Genomic DNA, 12,734 nt, shown 5'->3' with positions numbered 1-12,734 from the left:
CGAGCACGGCGTTGCGCGTACTATTTCCGTCTGGACGCGGTTGAGACGATCGCGCTGCGCAACGCTTTATCAACAGCGACAGAGACGAAGACGAGGACGAACTTGGCTACCCCAGACAATCTGATCGATGCAATGACTGCCCGCGAAGGCGCAACCTACGTGCTGGTTCACGGCGCCTGGCACGGCGGATGGTGCTGGAATGCCGTCGCTCGAATCTTGCGCGCGCAGGGGCATCAGGTCTTTACCCCCACCCTCAGCGGCCTTGGTGAACGTGCGCATCTGCTTTCGAAGGCTATTGATCTCAGCGTGTTTATCCAGGACGTCGTCAATGTCCTCGAGTACGAAGACCTGACCGACGTCGTTCTGGTCGGCCACAGTTTCGGCGGACTGCCGATCACCGGTGCAGCGGATCGCGTGCCTCAGCGCATCCGGCAACTTGTCTTTCTTGATGCCGTCGTGCTCGAGCACGGACAGACGGCGTTCTCCCGACTCGCGCCCGAGATCGTGGCGCAACGCATCGCGCTATCGAACAAAAGCAGCGGCGGCCTCTCCATACCGGTGCCGCCCGCGAGTGCATTCGGTGTGTTCGAACCCGCCCAGGTGGCGCTGCTGGAACGTAATTGCACGCCGCATCCGCTGAAGACCTTCGATGACCCCATCACGCTCAACGAGCCCGTGGGCGGCACGATCCCGAAGGTGTACATCCAGTGTGTCGATCCGGTGTACGAGCCGCTGCAATCCAGCCGCGATTTCGTCCGTGCTCAAGAGCATTGGACATGGGACGAGATAGCAACCGGACACGACGCGATGATCAGCGCGCCCGCAGCGCTTGCCGCCAAATTGCTTCGGTATGCGTCGTAGTCAGGCCGGCTTGTCTATCACCGCACGAACCGCACGGCAGTGCCGCACAAGATCCAGTCGTGTCAAAACAAACTGCTTGAGCGGCGTGTCAATATCGTAGAAAAAAATGTTTGCCACGAAGCCATACACGGCGGCATCGATACTCGCAGGCTGCGCACCGAACAGGAATTCATTGTCGCCAAGCAAGTTCGAAATCACCGTCAAATCAGCGATGCCTCGCGCGTAGACCTCGCCGGTTTCAAAGCGACCGATGCCTTGATATCGATACCGCTCGAAGTTGTATTGCCTCGCCGCGTCGAGACTGTCTGCAGTGATGCCCGGATGTGTCGACAAAAACGCGTCCTTGAAGACCGGCCAGAAACGCGGATCGCTCCAGCGTGAATACGACATGACCCAATACAAATCGTCGAGCGCTCGCCTGATCAGAAAGTCCAGGTCATGCTGGATGGGCGTCAGTGCGTGATCAATATCCAGGCCGTACTTGCGCTTGAGATAAGCAATGATGGCGTCGCTGTCGCCGATCGATGCCTCGTCATCGGTCACGTAGGGAAGCTGCCCGCGAGGCGCAGATCCTGTATCGAGAATGTGCCGATGCTCGAACGGCAAACCGCAGAGCTTGAGGAACGCGAATATCTTCAGACCATAGGGATTGTTGTCTTCGAGACCGAACAGTCCCGGGTATGAAAAGAGAGTGATCATGCAACGCTCCCTGAAAAGATGCTACGTGGCGGACGTGAGTGTTCCCAGTTTATTCCAGCCGGCCTGACGAGCAACCGGACATCGCTCGGGAGCTTGTACCGTGCTCGTGCACGCCGCTGCCAATCGCTCAAGCGGGCGGACTGGAGAACGCAGCAAATACCCGGGCGACGATCGCCAATGCCTGTTGCTTCAGTTCCTGCTCCGATGACCCCGCTCCATCCAGCAGCAACGCGGCCTCACAGATCATCGAACCGATCATTCTTGCCACCAGGTACGGGTTCTCACAGTCAAGGCGCCCCGCCTTCCTGAGCTCCGTCACCGCGGCTATCAGCAAGCCGTATGGGTAAGCCTCGCTGATCTCGCGGCAACGCAACTCACCGAGAACCGCCGGCGCGTCCTGGATCACCAGCCGCCGGTAGGCGGGTTCCATACAACTATCGAGAAAAGCGGCGGCACCCGCCATCACACGCGCTTCGACGTTCGGCTCCGCCACCGCGTGCGCCCGGATCTGCTCCGCGGCAGCCGCCTGGAGCGACACGACCAACGCTTCGAAGAGCGCTTGCTTGTCGTCGAAGTGGTGATAGAAAGCGCCGCGTGTCACACGCGCAATCTCGGCAATCTCGCCGACATTCGCTTGGCTGTAACCCTGGGTCGTGAAGATCGTGCGAGCGGCCGCGAGCAATGCCGAACGGGTCTGATCGGCGTACTCCTCGCGGCGTGTCTTGATGGGCGTGGGCTGGTTCATCGTTTTAGTGTACCCGACGTCTTTTTAATTCTCATGGTATGTTACATACACGGTGTATGTGAAATGAGACCGCACTGGGTGTGTCTCCGCAGCGCCGACATGGAGCAACTCATGACAGAAGCAATCCGCCTTGACGCCGCCGCGCGTTACGTGCCGCCTACGTCCGGGCAACTGGCCGCCGCGCGAGATATTGTTGGACGATTCGCAGAACGCTGGGATCAGCCGCAAGCAGATGATCTTCGCGACCTGATGCATCCAGACACTCAAAATCTGATCCCGCCGATGAAGACGCCGGGTAATCGGGAGGATGTAGTCGAGCTCTTTCGGCAGGTGCTGCAGCGGATGCCCGACTTAAGAATCGCCGTCGAGCGATGGGCGCCCACGGAGAATGCGGTGCTGGTGGAATGGCGGGCGAGCGCGACCGTTGCGGGTCAACCGCTTAGCTGGACAGGGGTGGATCGCTTTTGCCTACAGGACGACCGTATGATCGAAGGACGCGTGTATTGGGACACGCGCGGACTCGCGGAAAGAATCGCGGCGATTGCGGGGCAAGCTGGGTCCTAGGTTGAGACGAACGCTGCTGATGTACGCCGGCATTTCCAGTTTCCCGTTTCCCGTTTCCCATCACACGGCAGCGGGATCTCACTCCTGATGCATCGAACCGGACGCAATCCGCTCGGCCAGCCCTGCGTCGTAACTGGAATGGACATGCACCCGCTTCTTGTCGGGATACGCATAGGCGTACGCTTTCCTCAGCGCCAGCGACGCCTCGTGAAAGCCCGAAAGGATCAGCTTTTGCTTGTTCGGATAATTCGCGATGTCGCCCACCGCGAAGATCCCCGGTTGTGAACTCTCGTAGTTCGAGGTATCCACATCCACCCGTCCACCGATGATTTTCAAACCCCAGCTCGCGATCGGTCCCAGGTCCGCGACCAGACCATACAGCACCACAAGATGATCCGCATCGATCTGCGCGGCTCCGCCAATCTGCCGGATCTCGATCGATGCCAGCTTGTTTTCGGGTGCTGCCAGCGCGGCGATAGAACCGACCATGAACTCCATTTCCCCGGCATCAACCGCGCGCCTCATCTCATCGACACTCGATGCCACCGCGCTGAACCCATTGCGCCGATGCACCAGCACGACTCGGCGCGCCACCTTGCGCAGGGCCAGCGCCCAATCGAGTGCGGAGTCGCCGCCGCCGGCGACTATCACGGTTTTATCGGCGAAATCGGCGAGATTGCGCACGCTGTAGTGGACATGGCTGTCTTCAAGCGATGTCGCTTCGGGAAGTGCCAGGCGTTGCGGTATGAACGCTCCGTTACCGGCGGCCAGCATGATCGCGGCGGTATCGAAGACGAGGCCTTGACCTGTCGTGACCGTCCAGCGGCCGTCTTCGCGCTGCTGAACAGTTTCGACTCGTTGACCTAAGTGAATCGGGACATTGAAAGGGCGACATTGCTCCATCAGCCGGTCGACCAGTTCGCGTGCGGTGCACGACGGAATGGCGGGGATATCGTAGATGGGCTTGTCCGGGTACAACTCAATGCATTGGCCGCCGATCCGTTCAAGCGTATCGACGATCTGACACGATAACCCGATCACTCCTGCCTCGAATGCCGCGAAGAGGCCTACAGGCCCCGCGCCGACGATCAGGACATCGGTTCGTATTGGGGATGTTGATGCCTCTACTAGGATGTCTGCATCGGAAGTCATTCGGTATCCGTGGTGTCATGCAGCCGGGAGCGCTGCATCTGTTGACTCACCATACAGAACCTGCCGCACCACGGCAACGAAGACACCACCGGCGGCGTGGGCAGCGTTTGAAAGGGGTAAAGACCCTATGCCACTCGTTCGAGCCTATTTCCACGTGGCCGCGGGTTTAGCACAACAGTCGGAAAAAATCAGTCCGCAAGACGTTGCGCCGGTGTCCCGGCGCAGCGCTTCCAGCGCTTGCCTGAAAGCTTGTCGTGCATGAACTTTAGAGCAGTTATCGAACCGTCACCCGGCAGCAGCGCTTGCTCGAATCCCGATACCCGGCTATATTACTGGATATATCCGGAGGGCATCATGCGTACATCCCAAAATCGCGCCATACAGAACTATCGCACTCGGCTCAGCGAGCGTGGCCTTGCACGTTTCGAAGTGCTGGGCCGTGACGCTGATCGCGACCTTCTGCGCTCGTTGGCCCGACGCCTGGCCGAAGACACTCTCCAAGCGTCACAACTACGTGCAGCAATAATCCAGACCCTCTCCGGCAGCTCACCCAAAAAGGGCGGCATCCTGGCGGCTCTCCGACGCTCTCCGCTGGTAGAAACTGATATCGAGTTCGTTCGTTCCCACGATGATGGACGTCGCGTAGATATCTGATGCGCTACCTGCTCGACACCAACATCATCAGCAAAGTCACCAAACCAGCGCCGTCCAAATCATTGCTGACGTGGATGGCCCGACAGAACGACGACGACCTTTTCATCGCCTCCCTGACGGTCGCGGAGATCCGTCGGGGATTACTGGAAAAGCCCGCGGGGAAACGGCGAGATCAACTGGACGCCTGGTTCTTCGGGCCTGAAGGACCTCAGTCACTGTTCGCTGGGCGCGTGCTTTCCTTCGACGAAAGCGCCAGTCTCATCTGGGCTCGCCTGATGGCCGATGCAAAGGGCATAGGACAGCCAAGGAGCGCACTGGACACGATCATCGCGGCCGTCGCCGAGGCCAACCAATGCGTTGTCGTAACCGACAATGAGCGGGATTTTCCCGGCATCGAGACGTTCAATCCCATTCGGGCGCGTGCTTGATACGCTGCACTTGATCAACTGACTTGATCTTCCGCGAAGACGTATCTGGAATGCAGCGATGGCGGCAATCGGCTCTCGGCGCATCGTCACGCAAGTACAGCCGCCACCAGACCGTTCCGATGCCCCGCTGATACGCTCTGGTTAAAACCGGTACCCAACACCCAGAAAAACGATCACCGGATCCGCCGTGATGCGCGTCCTGCTTGTCAACACCGTCTGACCGTTGGCGGCTACGGACGTGACCGTCGCATTTGTCTTGAGAGACAGATAGGTCACCGACCCGGTCGCATACCAGTTCTTGCTGATGTTGTAAGACGCGCCCGCGGTGACCGCGGGGTTCCATGACGGACTGAGCGTTGCCTTGACCTGCCCGCCAGGCCCTGCAATCAGTTGTCCCGCAGCACTGAATGTCGAGTTGAGATTGGTATGCGAAAACCAGGTGTAATTCCCGCCGACACCGACGAACGGGCGCAGCTTCGTCTGCGCGTCGAAGAAGTAATACTTCAGGAACAGAATGGGTGACCACGACCGGGTGGTGGCGAGCGGCGCCAGATTCCCCAGATCGAGCGATGGCCCGCCAGCACCGAATGGCGTGGCCTTGCCCTGCGCAAAGAGCTGGAGCTTGGGCGGTATGCCTGCCGCCAGGTCAAAGGCAATATGGTCCGTGACGAAATAAGTGGTCGCGAGCTCCATGGTGAACGTGTTATGGATCTGACCACCGGTTCCTGTCGACGTGAATGTGCCAAAGGTCGAGGTGCTCTGCAACGATGTTGCGGAAGACGGGCCAAAATCGAGCCACACTCCACCTACGCTGGTTATGAGACTGCCCGCGCTTTGCGCCATCGCAGTGGAACATATCGCACCCGGTATTAACGCAAGGCATAGAAGTTTTTTCATCATTTTGTCTCTGATTTATTTAGCATGACGTATCAATGTTTCAACGCCGCCGTTTTCTCTTATAGCGCCGCTCATTACTGGTCGGAACTGGTCAGAACTGCTCGATTGGGAGGCTCGACTCGCTCGGTGCGCCGCTGCGGATTGTCTCCAGAAGCGCAATCGCTTTGGGCAATATTTTGTCGGCGTAGAAGCGCACAGTGACAAGCTTCGCGCGATGGAAATCCGGGTCTTCATTTGCCGCGCAATGTTTTGACGCAGCAAGCGCAGCGCGCCCCATCTGCCACCCGCCGCACACGTATCCGGTGAGCATCAGATAGTCGACCGAACCGGCAAGCGCTGCGTCAGGCTCAGTTGCCAACGCATGCAGCATCCAGGTGGTGGCATCGTCGAGCGCCTGGACACCGGCCGCGAGCGCCGTGCCAATGGAAGCCACCTGGCGGTCCGTGCTGCGCTCCAACTCCAACGCGGCCTGACGAATCTCGGCCACCAGCTCAGCCATCCCCTTGCCCTGATCTGACGCGAGCTTGCGGCCGGCAAGGTCGGCAGCCTGGATGCCCGTCGTGCCCTCGTAGATCGGAGCGATGCGTGCGTCGCGCAGGAACTGGCATGCGCCCGTCTCTTCGATGTAACCCATCCCGCCATGCACCTGCACACCCATCGATGCAATCTCGACGCCCAACTCCGTACACCATGCTTTCAACACGGGGATCAGAAGATCGACACGCGTCTGGCGACGTGCGCGTTCACCGGCGTCAGGGTCACGATGCGCGCGGTCCATGTCCGCGGCCATCACGTACGCGAAAGCACGCATCGCTTCGACTTGGGACTTCATCGTCATCAACATGCGCCGCACATCCGGGTGATGAATGATTGCCACTGCTCCACCCGACTTGCTGCCCGCGAGCCGGCCCTGGACGCGTTCCTTCGCGTATTCACGGGCCTGCTGATAAGCGCGTTCGGCAATCGCGAGCCCCTGGATGCCTACCTTCTGGCGCGCCTCGTTCATCATCGTGAACATATGCGCGAGCCCTTTGTTCTCCTGCCCCACCAGATAACCGATCGCGCCGCCTTGGTCCCCAAAGCTCATCACGCAGGTCGGACTCGCGTGAATGCCTAGCTTGTGTTCGAGGGACACGCAGTGAACGTCGTTGCGTTGTCCCGGAGAGCCATCGGCATTCAGCAGGAACTTGGGCACGACAAAGAGCGATATGCCGCGCACGCCCTCGGGCGCATCCGGCGTGCGTGCAAGGACCAGATGAATGACGTTGCCCGTCATATCGTGATCGCCCCACGTGATAAAGATCTTCTGACCAGAGAGGCGATAATGGTCCCCCTCGGGCACCGCCTTCGTGCGCACGGCAGCGAGATCCGAGCCCGCTTGCGGCTCGGTCAGGTTCATGGTGCCCGTCCACTCACCGCTGACGAGATTCGTCAAATAGCGTTCCTTGAGTTCGTCCGAGCCGTGCTGCCTCAACGCCTCCGTGGCGCCTGCCGTCAACAGAGGACACAGCGCGAACGCCATGTTGGACGAATTCCACATCTCGACGGTCGCCGCACTCAACAACTCGGGCAGCCCCTGGCCGCCAAAATCCGGGTCACCTGAGAGGCCGCTCCAGCCGCTTTCGACGAACTGCCGGTAGGCTGCCGCGAAACCGTCCGCTGCAACCACGCCGTCCTTCGTCAGGCGCGCGCCCTGCTCGTCACCGGGCTTGTTGAGCGGCGCCAGCACTTCGGTTGCGAGCTTCGCCGCCTCGTCGAGCACAGCCTCGGCGAGCTCGGGCGTGACCTCCTCGAAGCCCGGCAGCGAAGACAACCCACCGAGACCGGCCAGTTCCGTCATCACGAAGCGCATGTCGCGCAGCGGTGCAATATAGGTGCTCATCATGGTCTCCGGAATCAGTTTTGTTGCAGTTTGTCCAGCTCACCGGACAACTCCGGCAATACCTTGAAGAGATCGCCAACGATCCAATAGTCGGCGACCTGAAAGATCGGCGCCTCCTCGTCCTTGTTGATTGCAACGATCACCTTCGAGTCCTTCATGCCGGCCAGATGCTGGATCGCGCCGGAGATGCCGACCGCGATATAGAGCTGCGGCGCGATGACCTTGCCGGTCTGGCCCACCTGATAGTCGTTCGGCGCGAAGCCGGCATCCACGGCAGCGCGCGATGCGCCGACCGCTGCGCCCAGCTTGTTAGCGATATCCTCAAGTAATGCGAAGTTATCGCCCGAACCCATGCCCCGGCCGCCCGAGATCACCCGTTGCGCCGCTGTCAACTCAGGACGCTCGGAGCGGGTCAGTTGGTGGCTCACGAAACGTGAGCCCGGAACCTCGACGGCCGGCGCGAGCGCTTCGATCGCCGCCGCGCCGCCAACCGCCTGCGCCGCTGCAAAGGCTGTCGTGCGTACCGTCATGATCTTGATACGGTCCGCGCTTCGCACCGTCGCCAGCACGTTGCCCGCGTAGATGGGGCGCACGAAGATATCGGCGGACTCGACGGCAACGACGTCAGAGATCTGCGCGACGTCGAGCAGCGCAGCCACGCGGGGCAGCGCGTTCTTCGCGGTGGTCGTGGCGGGCGCCAGTATGTGGTGGTAGTCGGTCGCGACCGTCGTGATCAGCGCGGCCAGGTTCTCGGCCAGCGGATGCGCATAGTGCGGCGCATCGGCGACGCGCACGCGGGTCACGCCGGCGATGCTTGCAGCCTGCTCGGCCACGGCCGCGCATTGCGATCCGGCGACAAGCACATGAATGTCGTCGCCAAGACGCGCAGCGGCGGTGACGGTATTCAACGTCGCGGCCTTCAGCGTCTGATTGTCGTGTTCTGCAATAACAAGTATGGACATGTCTCCCTCTTCCTTTTTAGATGACGTGTGCGACGTTCTTCAGCTTGGCCACGAGATCAGCGGCGTCGGCGACGCGAACGCCTGCCTCGCGCTTCGTCGGCTCAGCGAGCTTCAGTGTCGACAGCCGGGGCGAGATGTCGACGCCGAGCGCATCGGGCGTCACCACATCGAGCGTCTTCTTCTTCGCCTTCATGATGTTGGGCAGCGTCGCATAGCGCGGTGTGTTGAGCCGGAGATCGGTGGTCACCACCGCCGGCAGATCGACCTCGATCGTCTCCAGTCCGCCGTCGATCTCACGCGTAACGAGTGCCTTGCCTGCTTCGACGCTCAGCTTCGATGCAAAGGTCGCCTGCGGCCAGCCGAGCAACGCCGCGAGCATCTGGCCGACCTGATTCGCGTCGTCATCGATGGCCTGCTTGCCGAGCATCACGAGTTGCGGCTGCTCCTTGTCCACCAGCGCCTTGAGCAGCTTCGCAACCGCCAGCGGCTGCAACTCGGCGTCGGTCTGGACGAGGATGGCCCGGTCAGCGCCCGTCGCCATCGCCGTGCGCAGCGTTTCCTGGCAACCCTGCACGCCGCAAGACACAACGACCACCTCTGACGCCGCGCCGGCTTCCTTCAAACGCACCGCCTCTTCCACGCTGATTTCGTCGAAGGGGTTCATCGACAGCTTCACATTCGCGATGTCAACAGCGCTGCCGTCGGCCTTTACGCGGACTCTCACGTTCGCGTCGACGACGCGTTTGACAGGAACCAGTACTTTCATTGCCTTCTCCGTTTCGATAAGGGACTCTGTCGCGCCGGCGATGTGAACCGATCGCCAGAGGCTTGGTTTTGTTCGTACGGGATCCGCGCCACCGGCCCGGGCTTGTGCACCGCAATACGATCAGATGCGGGTAGACACGTCTGCAGCCTCAAGGTGGTTGCGCGTATCATTTCCCGAGCAGAGCACCCCAACAGGCCGCGCCCGCCGAGGGGCGACTCCCAATGACCGGTCGTCGTGCCGCACCGTTGTCCAACTGTGGAACTGCATGTCTCCTCACTGGAATGAATGGTGTCTGAACGCGGCGCCGCGCAAAATCCCCCTTACAGGGGAGCGCGATCGCGAGGACGGAAAATGGCAGTCAGGGTCAACCCGAACGCCTGGAGCAACTGATGCACGTGATAGAAGCACCACCCCCGCACAGGCCGCCTGTCTTCCTCGCAACGAAGGTCTTCCCGCCGCGCCTGCCCGCCGGATTGATCGATCGGCCACGGCTCGTCGCGCTGGCCGGGAAAGCAGAATACAAACGGCTGACCGTCATCAAGGCGCCTGCCGGTTTTGGCAAGACATCGCTTGCGCTCACGTGGCTCAACGGGCTGAATGCAAGCGGCGCCTATGTCGCGTGGCTGTCGCTCGACACGGAGGACGACGAACCCGCGCGCTTCTTCCATCATCTGGCGCGGGCGTTGCGCAACGCCTGCGCCAGCGTCGGCGCGTCCGCGCTCAGCCTGACCACCGAGGCGTCGCTCGTGCCCGCGCACTCGGTCGTGTCGACGCTGATCAATGAGCTCGTCGATGTCGACGACGAGGTCTATCTATTTGTCGACGACTATCACCTGATCAGCCTGCCCGCCATTCACGACGCCATGTCGTATTTCATCGTGAACGCACCGACGAGCGTGCATGTCGTGGTGTGCACGCGTACCGATCCGCCGCTGCCGCTCGCCAACCTGAGAGCCCGGAACGAGCTGCTGGAAATCGACGCGTCGGCACTTCGTTTCAACTTCGACGAGACCCGTAGTTTTGTCGAACACGAATGCCCCGGCGGGCTGCGGGCTGCCAGCATCAAGTCGCTGTTCGCGAACACGGAAGGCTGGGCTGCGGCGCTGCGAATTTCCGCCTCGGTGCTGTCGCGGGACGAATGCAAACCGGACTGGGATGTGAGCGCGCCGTCCGGTGCCTCCCGGCCGTTCGCCGCCTACCTTGAAGACATCCTCAAGCGTTTGCCGGCCGGCATGGTCGAGTTCATGTTGCGCACGTCGATCCTTGATCGCCTGACGGCGTCGCTGTGTGAAGCGGTAACCGGCATTGGCGCGGGGCAAGGCATGCTGGACACGATCTCCGCCCGCCAGTTGCTACTCGAACCGCTCGATATCGAAGGACGCTGGTTTCGCTATCACCATCTGATGGGCGAGTACCTGCGCCGGCGGCTCGAAACCCGGCATCGCGATGAAGTCGTGGACCTGCATCGTCGTGCGTGCCAGTGGTACGCCCGAGCGGAGCAATGGACAGACGCGGTCAAGCACGCGATCGCCGCGGGCGATACGGAAGACGCCGTCTCCCTGATGGGTCACTGCGCGATGGCGCTTGTCACGAAAGGCGACCTGCTCACGCTGCTCGGCTGGCAACGGCAGTTCCCGGCGCGCCTGATGCGCGGGCAGGTCGCGGTTACGCTCGCGATCGCGTGGGGAATGGCGCTTGCGATGCGTTTCGACGAAGCGCTCGCGATGCTCGATGAGATCGAGCGCGACGCGGGTACGGGTTCGAGCAACGCCCACGAAAACATCCGCTGGGAGTGCCAGGGGATCCGCTCGGTGGTGGCCGGGCTACAGGACGACGCGCCGCGCGCGCTTGCGATCGCACAGGCGTGTCTCGACCGGCCGTCGACGGACAGCTGGACCACCAACGTGGTCTCCAACGTCGTGCGCTTCGGGCACTGGAAAGCAGGCAACCTGCAAGCGCTGTACGCGACACCGTGGATCCCCTATTCGATCGAGGAAGACCAGCGCAACGTGTTTGCTTCGGTCTACCGGCTATGCCTGCTCGGCCACGCGGAAATGCAGCAGATGCACTTCGCGCTCGCCGAGCGCTATTTCACCGAGTCGATGCAACTCGCCGAGCGCCATTCCGGTCCGAAATCCATCTCGGCCGCGTTGTGCGCGCCCATGATTGCGCAGATCTGGTACGAGCAAGGGCGGCTCGATGAGGCTGAAGCGTTGCTGGTCGATCTCATGCCGTTGATCGACCTCGCGGTCCTGCTCGATAGCACCTTGATCGCCTATCGGGTGCTTGTGCGGATCGCTATCGCGCGCGGCGACAACGAGCAGGCCTATGCGCTGCTCGATCAGGCGCAGGCCCTGGGTTACGCACGCCGCTGGGACCGGCTGACCGCCGGCGTCCTCGTCGAGCGCGCGCGGCTCTACCTTGCGGAAGGGAGAGTGACCGAAGCATCGGCATGTGTCGTGCAGCTGGATCAGCTGGTGGGCTCCCGTTGCGCCGCGGAGGAAGCAGTCTCGCCGGAGATCGAAACCTTCCGTGCCATCGCGGTGGCCTGGGTGGCCATGGCCCAGAACCACACAGAGGAAGCGCTCGGGTCATTGACATGCGCTTTGCGAAGCGTCGAAGACCGGCGCGGCGACTATCTTGCGCTGCGCTTGCGCACCGTGCTCGCGCTCGTCTGGTTGCGTGCGAACGAACAGACCCGCGCCGTCGAAATCTTTCGCGAAGTCCTGAACGCCAATAGCGACATCTACCGCTCGATTCTCGACCAGGGGCCGGAGATGGGGCCGCTCCTGCGTGCGGTTCGCGACGACACGCGCTCCACCCCGCAGACCAAGGAGACCGTTGCTTACATCGATCGCCTGCTGGACGGCTGGCGAGCGCTTTACGAGCCCGCTGCCGGCGCGAGGCGTGAGCCGGAGCGCGAGTCGCTGAGCGCACGGGAGCGCGGTATTGTCGAGCTGATTGCGCAGGGGCAGTCGAACAAGGAGATCGCGCGCACCCTGGGAATTACGCCCGAAACCGTCAAGACTCACGTGAAGAACATCTTCGTGAAACTGGCCGTTGAGAAGCGCGCGCATGCCGTTGCGCGCGCGCAGGCATTGGGACTAGTTGCGGCCGGTTAGCG

The 12,734-nt window shown here is 61.5% G+C and carries 12 protein-coding genes; 5 read left to right on the top strand and 7 right to left on the bottom strand.

The window, feature by feature from the left end:
* The first annotated feature begins 102 nt into the window (after positions 1-102).
* Positions 103-861, top strand: coding sequence for an alpha/beta hydrolase (locus FH08_RS0141770; RefSeq protein WP_235210668.1), 759 nt, complete (start codon positions 103-105; stop codon positions 859-861).
* Here the strand turns inward: FH08_RS0141770 and FH08_RS0141765 are convergent, their stop codons facing one another.
* Together FH08_RS0141765 and FH08_RS0141760 are read right to left on the bottom strand one after the other, a co-directional pair.
* Positions 862-1,560, bottom strand: coding sequence for a glutathione S-transferase C-terminal domain-containing protein (locus FH08_RS0141765; protein ID WP_031364054.1), 699 nt, complete (start codon positions 1,558-1,560; stop codon positions 862-864).
* Between the two features lie 127 nt (positions 1,561-1,687).
* Positions 1,688-2,305: a TetR/AcrR family transcriptional regulator gene (locus tag FH08_RS0141760; protein WP_031364053.1), complete on the bottom strand. Its 618-nt coding sequence runs from the start codon at positions 2,303-2,305 to the stop codon at positions 1,688-1,690.
* A 111-nt stretch (positions 2,306-2,416) separates the two neighbouring features.
* Here FH08_RS0141760 and FH08_RS0141755 point away from each other — a divergent pair, with 111 nt between their 5' ends.
* Positions 2,417-2,869 carry a nuclear transport factor 2 family protein gene (locus tag FH08_RS0141755; RefSeq protein WP_160172552.1) on the top strand — a complete coding sequence of 151 codons (453 nt, stop codon included), beginning with the start codon at positions 2,417-2,419 and terminating at the stop codon, positions 2,867-2,869.
* Between the two features lie 78 nt (positions 2,870-2,947).
* Here FH08_RS0141755 and FH08_RS0141750 read toward each other — a convergent pair whose 3' ends face one another.
* Complete coding sequence (locus FH08_RS0141750; RefSeq protein WP_031364051.1) at positions 2,948-4,021, bottom strand: NAD(P)/FAD-dependent oxidoreductase; 1,074 nt, start codon at positions 4,019-4,021, stop codon at positions 2,948-2,950.
* Between the two features lie 354 nt (positions 4,022-4,375).
* On the opposite strand from FH08_RS0141750, the gene FH08_RS0141745 reads away from it, so the two are divergent.
* Positions 4,376-4,675 carry a hypothetical protein gene (locus FH08_RS0141745; RefSeq protein WP_031364050.1) on the top strand — a complete coding sequence of 100 codons (300 nt, stop codon included), beginning with the start codon at positions 4,376-4,378 and terminating at the stop codon, positions 4,673-4,675.
* Positions 4,675-5,103 (top strand): type II toxin-antitoxin system VapC family toxin, encoded by a 429-nt coding sequence (locus FH08_RS0141740; RefSeq protein ID WP_031364049.1) that lies wholly within the window; start codon positions 4,675-4,677, stop codon positions 5,101-5,103. The genes FH08_RS0141745 and FH08_RS0141740 overlap by 1 nt, the downstream gene beginning before the upstream one ends.
* A 141-nt stretch (positions 5,104-5,244) precedes the next feature.
* Here FH08_RS0141740 and FH08_RS0141735 read toward each other — a convergent pair whose 3' ends face one another.
* The 4 genes from FH08_RS0141735 to FH08_RS0141720 all read right to left on the bottom strand — a co-directional run bounded on the left by FH08_RS0141735 (position 5,245) and on the right by FH08_RS0141720 (position 9,610).
* Complete coding sequence (locus tag FH08_RS0141735; protein ID WP_235210667.1) at positions 5,245-6,003, bottom strand: OmpW/AlkL family protein; 759 nt, start codon at positions 6,001-6,003, stop codon at positions 5,245-5,247.
* Between the two features lie 88 nt (positions 6,004-6,091).
* Entirely contained in the window at positions 6,092-7,882 is a 1,791-nt protein-coding gene (locus FH08_RS0141730; protein WP_031364047.1) for an acyl-CoA dehydrogenase C-terminal domain-containing protein, read from the bottom strand.
* Between the two features lie 14 nt (positions 7,883-7,896).
* Positions 7,897-8,844, bottom strand: a complete 948-nt coding sequence (locus FH08_RS0141725; RefSeq protein WP_031364046.1) for an electron transfer flavoprotein subunit alpha/FixB family protein — start codon at positions 8,842-8,844, stop codon at positions 7,897-7,899.
* A 16-nt stretch (positions 8,845-8,860) separates the two neighbouring features.
* On the bottom strand, positions 8,861-9,610 hold the full coding sequence (locus FH08_RS0141720; protein ID WP_031364045.1) for an electron transfer flavoprotein subunit beta/FixA family protein: 750 nt from the start codon (positions 9,608-9,610) through the stop codon (positions 8,861-8,863).
* A 389-nt stretch (positions 9,611-9,999) separates the two neighbouring features.
* On the opposite strand from FH08_RS0141720, the gene FH08_RS0141715 reads away from it, so the two are divergent.
* Complete coding sequence (locus tag FH08_RS0141715) at positions 10,000-12,732, top strand: LuxR C-terminal-related transcriptional regulator (protein WP_031364044.1); 2,733 nt, start codon at positions 10,000-10,002, stop codon at positions 12,730-12,732.
* Positions 12,733-12,734 lie beyond the last annotated feature (2 nt).

The organism is Caballeronia sordidicola (assembly GCF_000729995.1).
GTDB lineage: Bacteria > Pseudomonadota > Gammaproteobacteria > Burkholderiales > Burkholderiaceae > Caballeronia > Caballeronia sordidicola_A.
The sequence above is the reverse complement of the archived record's forward strand: the minus strand, read 5'-3'. Positions and strand labels throughout refer to the sequence as shown.